Source organism: Devosia sp. GW821-FHT12F11, assembly GCF_058806655.1.
On sequence record NZ_JBXAPX010000002.1, the window covers coordinates 860,902 to 879,672 of the forward strand.

General features: G+C 65.8%; 17 protein-coding genes. 6 read left to right on the forward strand and 11 right to left on the reverse strand.

Going from position 1 to position 18,771, the window contains the following annotated elements:
• Positions 1–10 precede the first annotated feature (10 nt).
• The 11 genes from AC1ROK_RS09765 to AC1ROK_RS09815 form a co-directional block, all read right to left on the reverse strand.
• Entirely contained in the window at positions 11–880 is an 870-nt protein-coding gene (locus tag AC1ROK_RS09765) for a CheR family methyltransferase (protein WP_492846229.1), read from the reverse strand.
• A gap of 168 nt (positions 881–1,048) precedes the next feature.
• Complete coding sequence (locus AC1ROK_RS09770) at positions 1,049–1,501, reverse strand: chemotaxis protein CheW (RefSeq protein WP_492846231.1); 453 nt, start codon at positions 1,499–1,501, stop codon at positions 1,049–1,051.
• A gap of 11 nt (positions 1,502–1,512) precedes the next feature.
• Positions 1,513–3,357: a methyl-accepting chemotaxis protein gene (locus AC1ROK_RS09775; protein WP_492846233.1), complete on the reverse strand. Its 1,845-nt coding sequence runs from the start codon at positions 3,355–3,357 to the stop codon at positions 1,513–1,515.
• Between the two features lie 75 nt (positions 3,358–3,432).
• Positions 3,433–5,532 (reverse strand): HAMP domain-containing methyl-accepting chemotaxis protein, encoded by a 2,100-nt coding sequence (locus tag AC1ROK_RS09780; protein WP_492846235.1) that lies wholly within the window; start codon positions 5,530–5,532, stop codon positions 3,433–3,435.
• Positions 5,529–6,026, reverse strand: a complete 498-nt coding sequence (locus AC1ROK_RS09785; protein WP_492846237.1) for a chemotaxis protein CheW — start codon at positions 6,024–6,026, stop codon at positions 5,529–5,531. The genes AC1ROK_RS09780 and AC1ROK_RS09785 overlap by 4 nt, the downstream gene beginning before the upstream one ends.
• Positions 6,023–8,065, reverse strand: coding sequence for a chemotaxis protein CheA (locus tag AC1ROK_RS09790; RefSeq protein ID WP_492846239.1), 2,043 nt, complete (start codon positions 8,063–8,065; stop codon positions 6,023–6,025). Before AC1ROK_RS09790 ends, AC1ROK_RS09785 begins: the two co-directional genes overlap by 4 nt.
• On the reverse strand, positions 8,062–8,430 hold the full coding sequence (locus AC1ROK_RS09795; protein WP_055876504.1) for a response regulator: 369 nt from the start codon (positions 8,428–8,430) through the stop codon (positions 8,062–8,064). Before AC1ROK_RS09795 ends, AC1ROK_RS09790 begins: the two co-directional genes overlap by 4 nt.
• Positions 8,427–8,759 (reverse strand): STAS domain-containing protein, encoded by a 333-nt coding sequence (locus tag AC1ROK_RS09800; RefSeq protein WP_492846241.1) that lies wholly within the window; start codon positions 8,757–8,759, stop codon positions 8,427–8,429. Before AC1ROK_RS09800 ends, AC1ROK_RS09795 begins: the two co-directional genes overlap by 4 nt.
• A 477-nt stretch (positions 8,760–9,236) precedes the next feature.
• Positions 9,237–10,286 (reverse strand): HD-GYP domain-containing protein, encoded by a 1,050-nt coding sequence (locus AC1ROK_RS09805; RefSeq protein ID WP_492846243.1) that lies wholly within the window; start codon positions 10,284–10,286, stop codon positions 9,237–9,239.
• 169 nt (positions 10,287–10,455) lie between these two features.
• A complete protein-coding gene (locus AC1ROK_RS09810) occupies positions 10,456–11,229 on the reverse strand; it encodes an SDR family NAD(P)-dependent oxidoreductase (protein ID WP_492846245.1) in 774 nt (257 codons plus the stop codon).
• Between the two features lie 108 nt (positions 11,230–11,337).
• Positions 11,338–12,213 carry a LysR family transcriptional regulator gene (locus AC1ROK_RS09815; protein WP_492846247.1) on the reverse strand — a complete coding sequence of 292 codons (876 nt, stop codon included), beginning with the start codon at positions 12,211–12,213 and terminating at the stop codon, positions 11,338–11,340.
• 195 nt (positions 12,214–12,408) lie between these two features.
• On the opposite strand from AC1ROK_RS09815, the gene AC1ROK_RS09820 reads away from it, so the two are divergent.
• The 6 genes from AC1ROK_RS09820 (at position 12,409) to add (ending at position 18,756) form a co-directional block, all read left to right on the forward strand.
• Positions 12,409–13,392, forward strand: coding sequence for a nucleoside hydrolase (locus tag AC1ROK_RS09820; RefSeq protein WP_492846249.1), 984 nt, complete (start codon positions 12,409–12,411; stop codon positions 13,390–13,392).
• A gap of 30 nt (positions 13,393–13,422) precedes the next feature.
• A complete protein-coding gene (locus tag AC1ROK_RS09825) occupies positions 13,423–14,739 on the forward strand; it encodes an ABC transporter substrate-binding protein (RefSeq protein ID WP_492846251.1) in 1,317 nt (438 codons plus the stop codon).
• Positions 14,740–14,943: 204 nt separating this feature from the next.
• Positions 14,944–15,813, forward strand: a complete 870-nt coding sequence (locus tag AC1ROK_RS09830; protein WP_291311022.1) for a carbohydrate ABC transporter permease — start codon at positions 14,944–14,946, stop codon at positions 15,811–15,813.
• Positions 15,813–16,667: a carbohydrate ABC transporter permease gene (locus AC1ROK_RS09835; RefSeq protein ID WP_492846254.1), complete on the forward strand. Its 855-nt coding sequence runs from the start codon at positions 15,813–15,815 to the stop codon at positions 16,665–16,667. Before AC1ROK_RS09830 ends, AC1ROK_RS09835 begins: the two co-directional genes overlap by 1 nt.
• Before the next feature lie 14 nt (positions 16,668–16,681).
• Positions 16,682–17,764 carry an ABC transporter ATP-binding protein gene (locus AC1ROK_RS09840; RefSeq protein WP_492846256.1) on the forward strand — a complete coding sequence of 361 codons (1,083 nt, stop codon included), beginning with the start codon at positions 16,682–16,684 and terminating at the stop codon, positions 17,762–17,764.
• Positions 17,761–18,756 carry an adenosine deaminase gene (gene add / locus AC1ROK_RS09845; protein WP_492846258.1) on the forward strand — a complete coding sequence of 332 codons (996 nt, stop codon included), beginning with the start codon at positions 17,761–17,763 and terminating at the stop codon, positions 18,754–18,756. Before AC1ROK_RS09840 ends, add begins: the two co-directional genes overlap by 4 nt.
• Positions 18,757–18,771: the final 15 nt, after the last annotated feature.

An 18,771-nucleotide genomic window follows, 5' to 3' on the forward strand; every position in this document is an offset into this window, starting at 1 on the left:
CGACAGGGTCTCAGAGCTTCTGGAACACGGCGGGGGCGACCTGCCGTACGGCGAGGGAGGTGCCGATCATCGACTCCGAGTGGCCGAGCACAATGTAGCCACCGGGGCGGAGGTGATCGACGAGGCGGGCGACTACGGCATCCTGGTCGGCCTTCTCGAAATAGATCAGCACGTTGCGCAGGAAGATCACGTCAACATCGCGATCGAACGGATAGCTCTGGTCCATCAGATTGAGATGGGTGAAGCGCACCTGACGGCGGAGCTCGGGCACCATGCGCACCTCGCGACGGGCGCCGGGGCGGCGCGCATGCATGAGGTAGCGCGCCTGCATTTCGGGCGGCACCGGCGCGATCATTTCAGCCGGGTAGACGGCGCGACGCCCCTGCGCCAGCACGGCGGTCGAAATGTCGGTGCCGAGGATGGCGAAGCGGAAATCGTGGCGCTGCGCCACGAGGTCGTCGAGCACCATGGCGAGGGTGTAGGCCTCGGCCCCGGTGGAACTGGCGGCGCTCCAGATCTTCAGCAGCGGGTTGCGCTCGCGGGTCTTGAGCAAGGTGGGGACCATGTGCTCGACCAGGAAATCGAAGTGCTCGGCCTCGCGGAAGAAGTCGGTCTTGTTGGTGGTGACGGCGTTGATCAGATGGGTGAGCTCGCGCTCGAGCCCGCCCTGTTTGAACAGGAAGCTGCAATAGCTGGCGAAATCGGGCTGACCGAGCGCCCGCATGCGCTTGCGCAGCCGGCCCTCGACCATCAGTCGCTTGCCCGGCGGCAGCTTGATACCGGCCTCACCCTCGATGAGCTTGGCGATACGGCCGAAATCGAGCGCGCTGAGGTGATCGTCGGCGGCGTCGGACTGGGGTTTGAGGGCGGGGCTAGGCATTGCGTGCCCTCGGAGAACTTCGGTGCGAGCTGCCCCACCCCCTCCCTGCCTCCCCCGTCAAGGGGGAGGTGAAGAGTCGAGTGTGTGGCTCGGTCGTGCCCAACGCACCGGCGGGCACCTCCCCCCTTGTGGGGGAGGATGGAAGGGGGGCGGCTGTCAGCACAAGCATCACGCCGCCTCAGCCACGCTGCCCAATAACCGGTCGAGATCCAGCACGGTGACGAAGCTGCCGTTGCGGCGGCCGATGCCGGCGACGGCGTGACCGCGCCAGTCGCCGGAGATGGCCGGCGGCGGTTCGAGCTCTGCGGCGTCGAGCACGGTGACTTCGAAGACCCGGTCGGTGCGCAGCCCGACGGTCATCGGGCCGGCGCCGCCGCTGACATTGAGCACCACGATACGGGTGTTCTCGGTGTCCTCGGCTTCAGGCAGCCCGAGGGTCAGACGCAGGTCGAGCACCGGGATGCCTTGCCCGCGCACATCGGTCATCCCGAGGAGGTTGACGGGGGCCTGCGGCAGGCGCGCCACCGGACGCATCTCGAGGATCTCCTGGACCTTGTCCACGGGGGCGGCGAACAGTTCGCCGTTCACCCCGAGGGTCACGTATTGGGCTTTCTCGGCCATCGCGGCTCTCCTCAGGCTGCGCCGCGGCGGGTGAACTCGGTGTCGAGCTCGTCGCCGGCATCGTCGATATCGAGATCGAAGCCGCCATTGCCGCCTTTGCCGGTCGCGCGAGCCCGCGGCGTCATATGCGGAGCCTTGGCCATGAGCTCGCTGCGGATGGCGTTGCTGCGTCTTGCCGCCGGTTTCTTCGGGGCCTCGGCGGCGACCTCGCGGCTTGCCTCGATGCGGAAGTAGCTGATGGCGTTCTGCAGTTGCTCGGCCTGGCTCGCCAGCTCCTCAGAGGTGGCCGACATTTCCTCGGCCGCCGAGGCGTTCTGCTGGGTGACCTTGTCGAGCTGCTGGATGGCGGTGTTGATCTGGCTGGCGCCGGCATTCTGCTCGCGGGCCCCGGCGGTGATCTCCTCGACCAGCTCGGCCGTGCGCTGGATATCGGGGACCAGGCGGGTCAGCATCTCGCCAGCCGACTGGGCGGTCTTCACCGTGGTGTCGGAGAGGGTCGAAATCTCCGCCGCGGCAGCCTGGCTGCGCTCGGCGAGTTTCCGCACCTCGGAGGCGACGACGGCGAAACCGCGGCCGTGCTCGCCGGCGCGGGCAGCTTCGACCGCGGCGTTGAGCGCCAGGAGGTCGGTCTGGCGGGCAATCTCCTGCACCACCATGATCTTCTGCGCGATGGTCTGCATGGCGGCGACGGCGTCGTTGACCGCGCTGCCCGAAGCGATGGCGTCGGCAGCGGACTGGCGGGCGATCTTTTCGGTCTGCAACGCGTTGTCGGCGGACTGCTTGATGGTGGCGACCATCTCTTCCATCGAGGCGGATGCCTCTTCGGTCGACGAGGCCTGCTCGGTGGCGCCCTGGCTCAGTTGCTCGGCGGTAGCGGAGAGTTCCTGCGAACCGGCCGAGACGTTGTTGGCCGAGATGATGGCTTCGGCGATGACGCTGCGGAGCTTCTCGACCATCCGCTGCAGGGAGATGCCGAGCGTGTCCTTGTCCGACAGGGGCTTCGCCTCGACGGTCAAGTCGCCGTTGGCGATCTGGTCGGCGATGTTGGCAGTGGCCCTCAGGTTCTGGGTCATGGCGTTGAGGGCGTCAACCAGGTCCTTGACCTCGTCGGCGGAGGTGACTGTCGCGGTGGTGTTAAGGTCGCCGATCGCCACGGCGTTGGCCAATGCAATCGCCGAGGCGAGGTTGCGCTTGATGGCGGCGGTGGCGAAGAGCACCACGGCAATCGAGATGGCCGTAACGCCGACGGCGACGCCGACGATCAACCAGGTCAGGACGCCGAACAGGGCCATGCCATCGGCGCGCAGATGCTGCGCGGCGACCAACTGGTAAGAGGTCAGTTCGCTGATGCCCTGCGAGGTCGGATCGATCGCGGGATAGAGCTCGCGTTCGACGAAGGCGGTCAGCGAGGGCAGGCTCTGCGTGTCGATAATGGCTTTCAGCTCGCCCACCTTGACGTCGGCCACGGCTTTGGCGACGTCGACCCGGGCGACGATGTCGTGCTCCTCAGTGGTCATCTGGGTCGCGAGATAGGCCCCCCATTGCTGGTCGATGACTTCGAGGGCGCGATCGATGCCGCCCCGTGCCTCGTTCCAGCTGATGACGCCGGCGCGCAGCTTGTGCGTACTGTCGACGATGTCGACGGCATAGGCGTCGGCTACCAGCTTGAGCTGTTGCAGCGGCACGACGCGGTCGTCGTAGATCGAGGTCATGGCACGCGCCATGTTGTCCATGCCGTAGTAGCCGAAGCCGCCGACGATGAGGGCGATCGCGAGACTCGAGATGAGCTGGATCGCGAGGATCTTGGCAGCGATGCTGCGGAGCATCGGGCGGCGTTTGGTGGTCGACGACGTCATTTCAGTCGGACTCCTGGGATGGCTAACCACCCTGATGCCGCCCGCTTGGCGGGCGACATCGGGGTGTTGAGATGATCAGGCGGCGCCGCGGCGGGTAAATTCGCTGTCGAGATCGTCGCCCATGTCGTCGAGCTCGAGGTCGAAGCCGCCGCCGGTGGTGCGGGCAGGAGTCTTCTTGCGCGTCAGGTGAGGCGCCTTGCTGAGGATCTCCTCCTGCAATTGGGCGCTGCGACGGGCGCGCTGCGGGGCGCGATCATTGGCGGCGAGGACGCCGGCCTGCTGGCTCTGGTCGATGCGGAAGTAGCTGATGGCGCTCTGCAACTGCTCGGCCTGGCTGGCCAACTCCTCGGAGGTGGCCGACATTTCCTCAGCCGCCGAGGTGTTCTGCTGGGTCACCTTATCGAGCTGCTGGATGGCAGTGTTGATCTGCGCCGCGCCGGCATTCTGCTCACGCGAGCCGGCGGAGATTTCTTCCACCAGTTCGGCGGTGCGGCGGATGTCGGGCACGAGCTTGCTCAGCATGTCGCCGGCGGAGCGGGCCGCCTTCACCGTATCGACCGAGAGGGTGGAGATCTCGGCGGCGGCAGCCTGGCTGCGTTCGGCGAGTTTGCGCACTTCGGAGGCCACCACCGCGAAACCGCGGCCATGTTCACCGGCCCGGGCGGCTTCCACCGCGGCGTTGAGGGCGAGCAGGTCGGTCTGGCGGGCGATCTCCTGCACCACCATGATCTTTTCCGCGATGGTCTGCATGGCGTTGACGGCGTTGCCCACGGCCTCACCGGAGGCATTGGCGTCGGCGGCCGACTGGCGAGCGATCTTTTCGGTCTGCTGGGCGTTGTCGGCCGACTGCTTGATGGTCGAGGCCATCTCCTCCATCGAGGCGGACGCCTCTTCGGTCGAAGAGGCCTGCTCGGTGGCGCCCTGGCTCAGTTGCTCGGCGGTGGCCGACAGCTCCTGGCTGCCGGAGGCGACGTTGCGGGCGGCGGCGGTAACCTCGCTCACCACTTCGCGGAGCTTGGTGGTCATCAGGTTGAGTGCGTCGATCACGTCCTTGATCTCGTCGTTCGACTTGACCTTGGCTTCAGCGCTGAGATCGCCAGCCGCAACGGCATTGGCGAGACCAAGCGCAGCGCCGAGCGACTTCGAGATCGACAGGATGATCCAGAGGGCGGCGGCGATGGCGATGACGACGGAACCGACAAGCAGCGCAATCAGCAGGGTCATGGCGTCGCTGTACAACTGCTTGGCCTCATCATCGGCGGCGTTCAGCACTTCCTTGTTGCGTTCGATCATGGCGTCGATCGTCGCGTTGGCGGTCCGGCGCAGTTCGGCGGCTTCGTTGGCCGCCAGCAGCGCGTTGTAATCACCACGCTGGATCGAGACCTCCACCGCCTTGTCCATGGCCACGACAAGCCCGTCATAGGCCTCGCGGGCCGTCTTCAGCAGGCCGGCTTCGGTGGCGGGAATGGTGCGCTCGAGCGTCGGGAACAACTGGGCGAGGCTTTCGATGCCGGCCTTGTAGTCGGCGTACCACTCGTCCTGCTTGGCAGGGAGCGAGGAGGCGAGCAACACGTTGCGTTGCTGGCGGAAGGCGTCGGTGATGGTCATGAAGGCTTCGGATGCCGCCTTGTAGGCGGGGAAGGCCGAGAGATCACCGGCGCTGACGCGGTTGGAGAGGCCGGTGACGAGAGCCGTCATCGCGTCTTCGAGCGCGCCGAGCGCGCCGCTGCCGTCAGTGGTGGTGATCTGCAGCGCCGCGGTGTCGGTGTTGAGCCCGGCGAGCTCCATCACCTTCTCTGCCTGGGTTTCGTAGGCCTTGGCCTGCGCCGCGAACTCGTCGAGGTTCTCGCGGACTTTGGGATCCACCACCTTCTCGTTCAGAAGCGCGACGTATTTGTCGATCTCGGCGCCCTCGTCGCGGATCTTGGTGACGTAATCGGCGATCTCGGCGGCATCGTCGCTGATGATCATGGCGCGCAAGCGCGAACCGATCGACTCGAGGTGGGTCTGCACCTCCATCATCGACATGGTGTTGGCGGCGCGGACATTGACGATGGTATCGAGCGACTGGTTCAGCTTGTCGAGGTTCTGCAGGGCGATCACCATGCTGACGCCGGACATGACGATGACGGCGCCGAACACCGCCGCCAGCTTTGCCTTGATAGTTAGCCTCACGATGCGGCCCTTTCTTCTGATGCGTTAGGCGAGCCGCTTCTGCGGCCCTCTAGTTCAAAGATGCGATGGATGTCGGGAATGATGATGAAATCGCCCCGGCGCTTGCCGATGCCGCGCACGTAGTCGGGCCGCCAGCGCATGCCGACGCGCGGCGCCTCCTCGATGGCGGCAGGCTCGATATCGGTGACGTCGTAGACCTTGTCGGCAAGAATGCCGACGACGCTGGGCTCGCCCTCGATCTCGGTTTCGATGACGACGATGCGGGTGTCCTGGTCGGGCTCGGCGCTCCGCATGCCGAAGGCCACCTTGAGATCGGTGAGCGGTACGACGCGACCGCGCACGTTGATAAGGCCGGCGGCGAAGGGCGAGGCGTTGGGCACCGCCGTGACCGGCACGAGATCGAGGATCTCGCGGACGCTCTGCGCCTCGATGGCGAACAGCTCGTCATCGAGCCGCAAGGTCAGGGCGCGCATCGGTTCGGTGAAGGCGGTCATGCCGCGGCCCTCCCCTCGGTGTTGCGATATTTCTCCTCATGCGCCTGGCCGTAGGAGACCAGCCGCGAGGTATCGAGGATCAGCGCCACGGTGCCGTCGCCAAGGATGGTGGCGCCCGAGAAGGTCTCGAGGTCGGTGTGGAGTTTTGAAAGCTGCTTGATGACGGTCTGGTTGTTGCCGATGATCTGGTCGACCACCAGGCCGGCTCTGCCCTCGCCCGACGAGATGATCACGACCTTCTGGTGGCTATCGGCTTCGCCCGGCGTGTCGAACAGGTCGCGCAGGCGCAGGAACGGCACGAGGCTGCCGCGGATATCGAGGAAGTTGCGGCCGCGCGAATGGGTCGCGACCTCGGCCGGCAGTTCGACGCATTCCTCGACCGCCGAGAGCGGGATCGAGTAGCGGCCATTGCCGACGCGGACCAGCATGCCCTCGATGATGGCGAGGGTGAGCGGCAGGCGCAGCGTGGCCGTGGTGCCTTCGCCGGGCCTGGTGGTGAGCTCGATCTTGCCGCGCAGCCCATCGATGGTGCGCTTGACCACGTCCATGCCGACACCGCGGCCACTGAGCGAGGTGACTTCCTTGGCGGTCGAGAAGCCGGGAGCGAAGATTAGCTGGAACAGGTCGTGGTCGGCGATGCGGGAATCCGGGGTCAGCAGCCCCTGCTCTTCGGCCTTGGCCCGGATGCGGGCGGCGTTGAGGCCGGCGCCGTCGTCGGTGACCGAGATCGCCACCTCGGCGCCGGCATAGACGGCGGAAAGGCGCACGGTGCCCTTTACCGGCTTGCTCGCCTTGATGCGCTGCTCGGCGGTTTCGAGACCGTGGTCGACCGAGTTGCGGATCAGGTGGACCAAGGGGTCGGCGAGTCGCTCGATCATGGTCTTGTCGAGTTCAGTCTCCTCGCCCGTGGTGATGAACTCGATCTCCTTGTCGAGATCACGGGAAAGGTCGTGGACAAGGCGACGGAAGCGCGAGAACAGCGAACCGATCGGCACCATGCGGATGCCCATGGTGGTATCGCGCAGACCGGAGCTGAGGCGCTCCAACTCCTCGGCGATGGTCTTCAGATTGCCGTCGGAGCTCTGCGCCGCCATCTGCGACAGCCGCGCCTGGGCAATGACCAGTTCGCCAACCCGATCCATCAACTCATCGAGCCGCTCGGCCGGAACGCGCAACGACGTCGAGGGGCGCTCGGCGGTTTCGGCCTTCGGCTCCCGGAGCTCGCGTTGGGCGCGCACCGGAGCGGCCTCAGCGATGGGTTCATCGACCTCAGCCACCGGGTCTTCGGCGAGAATGTCGAGCACCGGCGAAGATACCGGCTCGGGCGCAGCGACCGCAGCCAGCGGTTCGATCGACAGCTCCATCCCGTCTTTGAGGAACAGGAAGACGTCGTCGAGCGCGGCGGTCGGGTCGGGGTGAGTGAGATCGACCTGCCAGCCGAGATGGCAGGCTTCGGGGTCGAGCACGTCGAGCGTGGGGACGCTGTCGATCAGCGCGGTGACCTCGCAGGGACCGAGGTCGGCAATCTCGCCGAGCAACAGCAGCGGGTTGGTGCCATGAACCAGCGCGTCCTCGGGCAGCTTGAAGCGGATGCGCCAGCGGCCAGTCGGCTCGGGCGCGACATTGGCGGCAACGGTGGCGCTCTGCGCCATGGGGGCGGCCGGGAAGCGGTCGGGTTCGACGATGCCGCGCAGCGCTGCGAGGATGGCGTCGCCGGCGTCGGTCGTTGCGTCGGGCGTTTCGATCAGGTGATGCACGTGGTCCTTGGCATCGAGCGCCACGGCAACCAGCTCGGGAGTGATCGGCGACAGCCCCTTGCGCACCTTGTCGAAGGCGGTCTCGAACTCATGCACGAACGCCGCGACGTCGGTGAAGCCGAACATCGCGCCGGAGCCCTTGATGGTGTGGAGCGCCCGGAAGACGGAATTGACCAGGTCGGCATCGCCGGGGTTCTGCTCGAGGTCGAGCAGCCCCTGCTCGAGCTGCTCGAGCAGTTCGCGAGCTTCCTGCCGGAAGGTATCGGTAGGGTCGGAGCTCATGCGCCGGTCACCTTCCTGATCACGGCCAGCAACTGGTCCTGCTTGAACGGCTTGACGATCCAGCCGGTGGCGCCGGCCTCGCGGGCCTGGCGCTTCAGCTCCTCGTCGGACTCGGTGGTCAACAGGATCACCGGGATGCCTTTGCCGGCCGGGTGCTGACGGAACTTCTTGAGGAATTCCAGCCCGTTCATCACCGGCATGTTGAGGTCGGTGACCACCGCATGGACCGTCTCGGTGGTGGCCTTGTTGTAGCCCTCGAGCCCGTTGCCGGCCTCGAGCACGGTCAAGCCGGCGCTCTTAAGCGTCATGGCGACCATCTGCCGGATGGAAGCGGAATCATCGATGGTGAGGATGGTCTTGCTCATGCGGCCTCGCGCGTCAGGGTCCAGGAGGAAAGGATGGGCACCAGCGACTGGCCGGCCGCGGTGAAGAAACCGGCGCGCACCAGGGCGCGGCCCATCGGCGTCGCGGCATCGACAACAAGGCTAAGAGTGCGATCGTCGGTCGCGGCGCTTTTGGTGGCTGAGACCAGCAGCTGCAGCGTGCCGACATCGACGCTCTCGACGGCAGCCGTGTCGAGGTCGACGGCTCGATGCTCAGCCAGAGCTTGCTTGAGGCAAGTATGGAGCTCGGAAATATTGCGTAGGGAAAGGTCGCCGCTCAGAGGGAGCGGGTGCGCTGATGGTCGCGACATGGGTTCGTTCTGGCCCCGGACAAGTATGCTTCTGCGATACGTAACGTCTTGTTCTCAGAGGCAAAACGGCAGCCTCGGCGGAAACGACGGTTCTGTCGCCCGGCCCGAAAACAGTCCCCGCGTCCACGGAATTGCTGTTCGCCCCTGATGACCACGATGATCAGGGCTATTTGTTAAGCCTCAATTACCGCTAAGCAGTATTTGGCAGAATTATGGTGACGAAGTAATCACAAGTATTACCAGAGGCGACCTGAATCACCCAACCCCTTCAGAATGACTCAGGGGAATCGTTGCGCGACTCTCATCGAGTCGTCGGATGCTTGCCGGGAGTCACCAGCGATGCGCGCCGAACCGCCAATACTGCTGATACTCCCGCGCGGGAGGCGGCCGACAGACTCGCGCACAGCGCGGTGCCGGCACTCGTCCGGCACCTTCGGCTGTCGCGAAATCAGATGACTTGACGGGAGAGGAGCCGGCTCAGCCGGCGAGGCGGGCGTCCTCGGGAGCGGACGACATCAGCGCGAGGATCTCGGGCCAGCGGGCCTCGAAGGCGGCCACGCAGGCGGGGTCGAAATGCGTGCCGGCGAGCGAGACGATCTCGGCGCGAGCCTCTTCGACCGGCCAGGCGCGCTTGTAGGGACGCTCAGAGCAGAGGGCGTCGAACACATCGGCAATGGCGACGACGCGCGCCTCGATCGGAATATCGGTACCGGAGAGGCGGTCGGGATAACCGGTACCGTCCCAGCGCTCGTGGTGGCTCTGGGCGATCAGTTCGGCGGTACGGATGACCTCGGACGAGCCGTGTTCGAGAATGCGGGCCCCGATCGAGACATGGGTGCGCATGACGCGCAGCTCGTCGGGCGTCAGCTTGCCGGGCTTTGACAGGATGGCGTCGGCGATGCCGATCTTGCCGATGTCGTGCAGCGGCGCCGCAAGGTAGATCATGCGGCAGCGCTCGGGCGTGAGCCCGATGGCGGCGGCAATCATCGAGGAGACCTGGGCAACGCGCGAAACGTGCTCGCCGGTGTCGCCGTCGCGGTACTCGATGGCGCGGGCAAGGCGCCAGATGATCTCTTCTTCGCGTTCGACCAGGTGGCGGGTGGCGCTCTCGACCTCGCGGGCGAGCCAGGCGGCGCGGTCGGCGAGTTCGATCTGCGAACGGCGCAGGGCGAGGAGGTTGCGGACGCGAGCCTGCAGTTCGGTGGAATCGAACGGCTTGTTGACGAAGTCGGTGGCGCCTGCGGCGATGGCGCGGACCCGCAAGGCGGGGGCATTGTCGGAGGTGACCATGACGATCGGCACCAGCCGATAGGCCTCCTCGGCCCGCAGCCGTCGGGTCAGCTCGACGCCATCCATCTCGGGCATGACGTGATCGACGAGAACGAGATCGAACTGGGTGGCGGCGGCCAGCGCCAGCGCCTTGCTCGGCAACAGCGAGGCAGCGATCTCGACATCTTCGAGCGCACCGATCACATGGCCGATGAAGGCCAGGCTCGAACGCGAGTCATCGACGATAAGCACACGCACCGGCTGAGCCCCAAAGCGGCGGTTGGACCACAGCACCTAAGCGGGCCCGAGTTAACAATGTCAGAAACTGGGTAGCCTCCCGGCGGCGATGTTACGCTTGGTTACTGATTTGTATTTGCTCGACAAAGCTTATGCGGAGCACGATGAAAGTTGACCTGCCGGTCAAAGCTTAGCGCGAGGTCCAGCCGCCATCGATGATGAGGGTCTGGCCGGTGATCAGCGAAGCGGCGGGAGAGGCAAGGAAGGCCACAGCGCCGGAGACCTCTTTCGGCTGGCCGACGCGATGCAGCGCCGCGATACGCTCGACCACGTCGGCGCGGAAGCCGGGGCGGCCGAGCGCCTCGGCAGTGCCGTCGGTTTCGACGAAGGTGGGGGCAACGGCGTTGACGGTGATGCCGTGCTTGCCCCACTCGACGGCCATGCATTTGGTCATGTGGGCGACCGCGGCCTTCGACAGGCAATAGATCGCCTCGCCGGGCAGCGCGATGAAGCCGGCCTGCGAGCTCATGTTGACGATGGCGCCGCCCTTGCCGCGGGCGATCATGTGGCGGGCGACGCGCTGGGCGATGAAGAAGCTCGCCTTGACGTTGAGGTTGATGGTGAGATCGAACTCGTCCTCGGTGAACTCCTCGATCGGGCCCTCGGTGCCGCCGCCGACATTGTTGACGAGGATATCGAGGTGGCCGAGTGCGGCGATGGCGGCGTCGACCGCGGTGTAAGCCTGGGCTAAGTCCATCACGTCCATCTGCAGCGGCACGGCGCGGCGGCCGAGCGCCTCGATCTCGGCGATCACCTCGCCGCCGGACGCCTTGTCGCGAAGCCCCAGGGCGATATCGGCGCCGGCATTGGCAAGGGCCAGCGCGATGGCGCGGCCGAGGCCGCGGGCGGCGCCGGTGACCAGCGCGGTCTTGCCGGTGAGGTCGTAGCTGGGCAGGTCGGTCATCTCATCCCCCTCGTGACGTGACAACGCACATATTGCACGGCCGCCCTTGTCCTAGTCACGCTTTCGAACCGGAAGCGTCCGAACCTCTTCCTGAAGGCGCTCCGAGGGTCACTCGGCGAATTCGCGTTCGAACCAGCGCTTCACCAGGTTCATGACGCGGATCGAGCGATCGTTGCGCCAGGCGAGGTACCAGCTGCCCGGGCGGCTGACGAGGCCGAGCGGGGCGAGCATCCGGCCCTGCTTGATGGCGTCGGAAACCGCGGGACCGGGCCCGATGGTGACGCCGAGCCCGGCTTCGGCAGCCTGCAGGGTGTAGAACAGCAGGTCGTAGGAGATGAACTCGCGCTTTTCCAACGTCACGCCGGCCTCGCGGGCCCAGTTGGACCACATGTCGGGCGGCCAGACGGTATCGAGGCGCGGCAGGCTCCACAGATAATCGAGATCGTCCTCCCGGCCCTTCATCAGCATGGGGCTGACCACCGGGCCGAAGGTTTCAGGCGCCACGACCGCGACGGTCATGCCGGGGATATCGGGCACCGGACCGACGCCGATATAGATATCGATGGAGCGATCCGCCGGATTGATCTCACGGCTCCAGGTGGTGAGGCGCACCGAGGTGCCGTCAAGCAGCGCCTCGAGGCTCTGCAGCCGCGGCACCAGCCAGCGCAGCAGGAACGCGTCGGGCGCGGTGAGCATGATGGTCTGGCGGTTGTGGGCATGGCGCAGCTGCTCGGTGCCGCGCGCAATCGAGGCGAAGGCCTCGGAAATGGTGGCGGCATACGCGGCGGCGGCCGGAGTGAGGCGGATCGAGCGGTTGCCGCGCTCGAACAGTTCGACCCCCAATGCATCCTCGAGATGCTTGATCTGGCGGCTGACCGCGCCGTCCGTGACGCTCAGGTCCTGCGCCGCCTTCTTGACGCTGCCGAGCCGGGCCGCCGCCTCGAAGGCGCGCAGGGCATTCAGCAGGTGGCCGATCTCAACCATTGACGAAAACTCAATCGAACGGCCGATTTGTAAATTGTTGGCCGTGGCTCGTCCAGCCTAGTGTTCCGCCTCGGATGCGAGGCGTCAGGCCGCCGGATCCGGGTTCCTCCCTCCCCGGTTTCGACACCTGACGCTTTCGCGTCCGGACCCGCGCATCGCGACGTTCTCTCTCCCATTCCATAGAGCAGTTACCTGATGTCCGTTTCGACTCCCCACCGCATCATCATCGATTGCGATCCCGGCCACGACGACATGGCGGCGATCCTGCTCGCGGCATCGCACCCGGCGATCCGGATCGAGGCAATCACCACGGTGTGCGGCAACGCTTCGCTGGAGAACACCACGCGCAATGCGCTGAGGATCGTCGAGGCGTTCGGGCTCGATGTGCCGGTGCATGCCGGCGCCGTGCTGCCGCTGCTGCACCGCTACGAGTTTCCCGCGGCGTTCCATGGCCCGTCGGGCATGGACAGCGCCGGCGTCGAGCTGCCGCAGACCGAGCGCCAGGCCGATTCGGTCGGGGCGGTCGAGGCGATCATCGCCAAGGTCGACGCCAACCCGGGCGAGATCACCCTGGTGGTGATCGGGCCGATGACCAATGTCGCACTGGCGCTGGCCTTGCGGCCGGACCTGGCGCAGAAGCTCAAGCAGATCGTGTTCATGGGCGGCTCGGCCACCGAAGGCAACGTGACCCCGGCAGCCGAGTTCAACACCTGGGCCGATGCGGAAGCGGCGCGGATCGTCTTCAGGTCGGGCGCAAAGCTCGTGATGTTCGGGCTGAACCTGACGCACCAGACGCTGCTCAGCCGCGCCGACGTCGCCGAAGTGCGCGCCGCGGTCAGCGGCGACAATCCGGTGGCCGACATCATGACGTTCTATTGCGGCACCTATTACGCCTTTGCCGGTGAGGACAAGCCGGGCGCACCGCTGCACGACCCCTGCGCCGTGGCCTACCTGATCGATCCCACGATCTTCGGCATCGAGCAGCTGCCGGGCGAGGTGATCATCGGCGACGGCCCGGGCTACGGGCAGACGCTGATCGATTTCCGCCCGCAGGACCCAAAGCACGACACGCGCGTCAAGAATGTCGGCGTCGCCGTGACGGTCGATGCGAGACGGTTCACCGAACTGGTAACCCCCGGCCTCGTCTGGGGCGCCAAGCGGTTCGCGAAACAGGCTTAGAATTTCAGCTACAGGAGAAGGGTGCGTAATATGAAGATGTGGAACACGGCCTTGGCGATCAGCATGGTGGCGGCGATGGCCGCTACACCGGCGCTGGCACAGGACAAGACGCTCAACATGATCGTCATCGAAGGCGGCGACACCACGGCCATGCAGGCCGTCGTCGACGCCTACACGGCGGCGCATCCGGGCACCAAGATCAACCTGCAGCCCTACCCGTTCGCGCAGTTCTTCCAGGTGGCGGAACTGCGCCTGCGCTCGAAGGATGCCGGCATCGACCTCGTCTATGTCGATGCGCCGCTGGTCGCGAGCTATGCCTCGCGCGGCTTCCTCGCGCCGATTGATGCGAGCATCGATAGCTCCAGCCTGGTGCCGGCGGCGATCGACGCCGGCAAGTATGACGCGACGCAGTTCGCGTTGCCGATCAACAACTCGGCGCAGGTGCTGTTCTACAACAAGAAGCTGTTCGCCGATGCCGGCATCACCGCGCCGGAAGGGCTGACCGCCGGGCAGAACGCCACGCAGGCGGAAGTCGATGCGCTCGGCTCGACCAAGCGCTGGACCTGGGAACAGGTGGCGGACGCGGCGCAGAAGCTGACCGTCAAGGATGGCGGCCGCACCACGCAATACGGCTTCACCGTCGAGCAGTTCGGCGAGCTCTACCAGCTACAGCCGCTGGGGGAATCGCTCGGCACCGACGTGATCGCGCCCGATGGCGTGACCGCCAAGGGCTACCTCGACAGCGAGGCCTGGGTGAAAGCCGGCACCTACTGGGCCAACCTCTACAATGAATGGGCAGTGAGCCCGAAGAGCCTCGGCTATGGCGAGGCCGCCTCGCTGTTCGGCAATGGCCAGCTGGCAATGTTCGCGGGTGGTACCTGGAACCTGCCGATCCTGGCACAGACGGGCGTCGATTTCGGCGTGGCGCCGTTCCCCTATTTCGAGGGCGGCAAGGTGCTGACCCCGACCGGGAGCTGGTATGTCGGCGTCAACGCCGCCTCGACCAACCAGGTCGAGGCCTTCGATTTCGCCAAGTTCCTGACCACCTCGGATGAAGGCACGCGCGTCTGGTTCAAGGCGCTGAACCAGCTGCCGGTGAGCAAGCCCCTGCTCGACGAGATCAGCACCGCAGCCGATTTCGATGCCTTCCCCAACAACGTGTTCCGGCTGGGCGTCTACGACTCGCTCAACACCGCCAAGGCCCGTCCGGTGACGGCGGCTTATGGCCAGCTGCAGGACGCGTTCCGCACCGCCTTTGTCGACATGGCGAATGGTGTGGCGGTGAAGGATGCATTGGCGAGCGCCGTGCAGAAGTTCGAGTCTGCGGCGGCGCGCGTCGCGCAGTAGGTTCGTCTCTCGAATGCCGGTGGCTGTGGACCCCCACCCCTGTCCCCTCCCCCAAGGGACGCGTAGCGCCCTGGGGGGAGGGAGACGCCCACACCGGCATCTCAGTATGGGTCTCCCTCCCCCCTGCGGGGAGGGGACCGGGGTTGGGGGCCGCGGCTACCGTGTTACATGGTGGTCTCCGACAGGCTAGGTGAACCGCTCTAGATGGTCAGAAGCAAGACTCCCCTCTTCCTGCTCGCGGTGCTCTTGGCGCCGGCGCTGGTCGGCCTTGTGGTGTTCCGCCTCTATCCGATCGCGCTGGCGGTCAGCGACAGCTTCTTCAACATGCTGCGCGGCAACCAGGTGTTTGTCGGGCTCGACAACTACGTCGCGCTTTTCACCGATTCCGCGTTCTGGAAATCGCTGCAGGTGACGCTGTGGTTCAACCTGCTGATCAACCCGATCCAGATCGCGCTCGCGCTCGGGCTGGCGCTGCTCTACGTGCAAAAGTTCAAGGGCGTGGCGTTCTACCGGGTGCTGTTCCTCATCCCCATCGGGGTGTCGCTGCCGACCGCGGTGATCATCTGGCGCATCATGCTGAGCCCGGATGGGCTCGCCAACGGCGTGCTCAACATTGCCGGCATCCCCGGCCAGCCGTGGCTGACCTCGGAGAGCCTGGCGCTCTACTCGATCATCGCCATCGCCACCTGGAAGGGCATCTCGTACTGGATGATCTTCATCATCGGCGGGCTGCAGAACATCTCGCCCGAGATCTATGACGCGGCGCGGGTCGACGGCATCAAGCCGTGGCAGCGGCTGGTGTTCATCACCGTGCCGCTGCTCAGGCCGACGCTGCTGTTCGTCCTCGTAGCGGACGTCTCGATCAATTTCCTGCTCTTCGCGCCGATCTTCATGCTGACCCAGGGCGGACCGGCGGATTCCACCAACGTGCTGATGTACGAGGCTTTCAAGTCGGGCTTCATCTTCGGCGACATGGGCCGGGCGATGGCGATTATCGTCGTGGTGGTGGTGATCCTGTTGTTGATCGTCGGGCTGCAGTTCCGCCTGCTCGCAGGCAAGCCGGAGGGCAAGTGATGGCCGATCCTGCCCTCAAGCTCCGCCGCGGCTTCACGCTCGGCGCCACGCACCTGGTCTACGCGGTGATCGCGTTCATCTTCGTCTTGCCGCTGTGGTGGGCGATCGTTTCGTCGCTCCGGCCGAATACCGAGGTGTTCGCCGACATCTTCCCGTTCACGGTCAACGCGCTGCTGCCCTCGCCCCTCTCGTTCGAGGCATATACGGGCGTGTTCGAGCGCGGCTTCGGGGTGATCATCGCCAACACGATGTTCGTCGCCATCGTCACGATGATCGGCGGGATGATCGTCAACGGCGCGGCCGGGTTCGCTTTTGCGGTGTTCGACTTCAAGGGCAAGAAGATCATCCTGACGCTGATCATCATCAGCTTCATGCTGCCCTTCGAAGCGATCGCGCTGCCGCTCTACACCGTCACGCTGCAGTTGGGCTGGCTAGATCACGTGGCAGCGTTGATCGTCCCCAGCATTGCCAACGGGCTGGCGGTGTTCCTGTTCTACCAGTTCTTCAGCCAGGTGCCGAAGGACTACCTCGAGGCGGCACGGCTCGAGGGGGTCAGCTGGTTCAACATCCTGCTCCGGATTTATGTGCCGCTGTCGATCCCCACCTGCATCAGCGCCGGACTGCTCTTGTTCGTGTTCCAGTGGGAGGCGTTCCTCTGGCCGCTGCTGGCGATGCCGAGCCAGCAGTTCAAGGTGATCCAGGTCGGCATGGCGGCGTTCCAGCAGCAATACCAGACGATCTGGAACCAGCTTTTCGCGGTCTCGGTGATCACCGCGCTCATCCCCATCGCCTTGCTGCTGCCGCTGCAGCGCTACTATGTCCAGGGCCTCGCCGGCGCTGGCATCAAAGGCTAGCTTTCGGAGAAGCCATGTCCGGCCTCGCACTTTCAGGCGTCAAGAAGTCGTTCGGCGCCACCGACATCATCCACGGCGTCGACCTCAGGATCGAGGACGGCGAGTTCGTCGTGTTCGTCGGCCCGTCGGGTTGCGGCAAATCCACCCTGCTGCGGCTGATCGCCGGGCTCGAAACCACCAGCGCTGGGCGGATCGATATCGGCACGCGCGAGGTGACCGAGCTCGACCCGTCGCGGCGCGGCGTCGCCATGGTGTTCCAGTCCTACGCGCTTTACCCGCATATGAGCGTCAGGGAGAATATCGGCTTCGGCCTCAGGATGAACGGCATGCCGAAGGCCGAGGTGAACAAGAAGGTCGCCGAAGCCGCGGCGATCCTCCACCTCGACGAGCTGCTGGAGCGCAAGCCCAAGCAGCTTTCGGGCGGGCAGCGGCAGCGCGTCGCCATCGGGCGGGCGATTGTCCGCAACCCGGAAGTGTTCCTGTTCGACGAGCCGCTCTCCAACCTCGACGCCGAGCTCAGGGTGCAGATGCGGCTCGAGATCGCCAAGCTGCACAAGACTCTGGGCGCGACGATGATCTACGTCACGCATGACCAGGTCGAGGCGATGACCCTGGCCGACAAGATCGTGGTGCTGCGCGCCGGCCGGGTGGAACAGGTGGGAACGCCGCTCGACCTCTACGACAACCCCGACAACCTGTTCGTCGCCGGCTTCATCGGCTCGCCGCGCATGAACTTCCTCCGCGCCGTGGCGGCGAAGAGCAGCAATGGCGCGCTCAGCGTGACGCTGCCGGAGTTCGGCAATGTCACGGCGTCGATGGCGGTGATGACTGAGCCGGCGCCGGGGACCGCGCTGCTGCTGGGCATCCGGCCGGAGCATTTTGATGCCAAGGGCGAAGTGCAGTTGACGGCGGTGGTCGATGTGATCGAACACCTCGGCGGAGCGTCGTTCGCCTATGCGCGCTCGGAAGACGAGCACCCGCTCACCATCGAGCTGCGCGACAGCCGGCACACTGCGGCGGGCTCGGAGCTCAACACCGGGTTCGACCCGGCGCGGGCCTTCCTGTTCGACAAGGCCACTGGGCAGAGGGTTCGATGACCATGCTTAGCGAGAGCGAACTCAGGGCGCTGCCCAAGGTCGAGTTACATCTCCACCTCGATTGCTCGATGAGCTTTGCCTCGGTGAACGCACTCGATCCCAGCGTGACCCCAGAGCGCTATCGCGCCGAGTTCCTCGCGCCGCGCAAGTGCAAAAGCCTCGTCGACTACTTCCGCTATCTCGCGCCGCCGCTGGCGCTGCTGCAGAGCCGTCGGGCGCTGACCGTGGCGACGATCGACCTGCTGCGGCAGCTGGCCGAGGACGGGGTGATCTATGCCGAGATCCGCTTCGCGCCGCAGTTGCACCGGCAGACCGGGCTCACCACTGACGATGTGGTGGAGACGGTGCTGGCGGCGCTGGTCGAGGGCCGAAAGAGTTATCCGGTCGAAGCGCTGTTGATCCTCTGCACGCTCAGGCCCGACGACACGGCGCAGGGGCTCGACCTGGTGCGGATCGCCGAGACCTATCGGGAGCAGGGGGTCGGCGGTGTCGACCTCGCCGGCGACGAGACCGGCTATGGGCTCGGCGAGCACATCCCGGTGTTTCGCAAGGCCGCCGAGCGCGGCCTCAACGTCACGGCGCATGCCGGCGAAGCAGGTGGCGCCGAGAAGGTGCGCGAAGTGGTGGAGCAATTGGGCGTCCGGCGTGTCGGGCATGGGGTGCGCTCGATCGAGGATGAGGCGGTGATCGCGCTGCTCTTGGAGCGCGACGTGCATCTCGAGGTCTGCCCGTCCTGCAACATCCAGATCGATGTGTTCGACCGCTATGAAGATCACCCGGTGGATGCGCTGGTGCGACGCGGCGTGTCGGTGGGGGTCAATACCGATGCGCGCGGGCCGACTGATCTGACGCTCACTCAGGAGTATGGGCGGCTGCAGCAGGTGTTCGGCTGGGACGCGGCACGGTTCCGGGCGGCCAACCTCGCGGCGATCGGGCGCGCCTTCGCCGACGACGCGACCAAGGCGGCGATCCGGGCGCGGCTCGAGCCCTAGAAACACACCACCGGC

Excerpts from the sequence above, each read along its gene's own strand:
- AC1ROK_RS09765 (WP_492846229.1), bottom strand. The coding sequence starts at position 880 with ATGCCTAGCCCCGCCCTCAAACCCCAGTCCGACGCCGCCGACGATCAC.
- AC1ROK_RS09770 (WP_492846231.1), bottom strand. The coding sequence starts at position 1,501 with ATGGCCGAGAAAGCCCAATACGTGACCCTCGGGGTGAACGGCGAACTG.
- AC1ROK_RS09775 (WP_492846233.1), bottom strand. The coding sequence starts at position 3,357 with ATGACGTCGTCGACCACCAAACGCCGCCCGATGCTCCGCAGCATCGCT.
- AC1ROK_RS09785 (WP_492846237.1), bottom strand. The coding sequence starts at position 6,026 with ATGACCGCCTTCACCGAACCGATGCGCGCCCTGACCTTGCGGCTCGAT.
- AC1ROK_RS09790 (WP_492846239.1), bottom strand. The coding sequence starts at position 8,065 with ATGAGCTCCGACCCTACCGATACCTTCCGGCAGGAAGCTCGCGAACTG.
- AC1ROK_RS09795 (WP_055876504.1), bottom strand. The coding sequence starts at position 8,430 with ATGAGCAAGACCATCCTCACCATCGATGATTCCGCTTCCATCCGGCAG.
- AC1ROK_RS09800 (WP_492846241.1), bottom strand. The coding sequence starts at position 8,759 with ATGTCGCGACCATCAGCGCACCCGCTCCCTCTGAGCGGCGACCTTTCC.
- AC1ROK_RS09810 (WP_492846245.1), bottom strand. The coding sequence starts at position 11,229 with ATGACCGACCTGCCCAGCTACGACCTCACCGGCAAGACCGCGCTGGTC.
- AC1ROK_RS09815 (WP_492846247.1), bottom strand. The coding sequence starts at position 12,213 with ATGGTTGAGATCGGCCACCTGCTGAATGCCCTGCGCGCCTTCGAGGCG.
- AC1ROK_RS09820 (WP_492846249.1), top strand. The coding sequence starts at position 12,409 with ATGTCCGTTTCGACTCCCCACCGCATCATCATCGATTGCGATCCCGGC.
- AC1ROK_RS09825 (WP_492846251.1), top strand. The coding sequence starts at position 13,423 with ATGAAGATGTGGAACACGGCCTTGGCGATCAGCATGGTGGCGGCGATG.
- AC1ROK_RS09830 (WP_291311022.1), top strand. The coding sequence starts at position 14,944 with ATGGTCAGAAGCAAGACTCCCCTCTTCCTGCTCGCGGTGCTCTTGGCG.
- AC1ROK_RS09835 (WP_492846254.1), top strand. The coding sequence starts at position 15,813 with ATGGCCGATCCTGCCCTCAAGCTCCGCCGCGGCTTCACGCTCGGCGCC.
- AC1ROK_RS09840 (WP_492846256.1), top strand. The coding sequence starts at position 16,682 with ATGTCCGGCCTCGCACTTTCAGGCGTCAAGAAGTCGTTCGGCGCCACC.
- add (WP_492846258.1), top strand. The coding sequence starts at position 17,761 with ATGACCATGCTTAGCGAGAGCGAACTCAGGGCGCTGCCCAAGGTCGAG.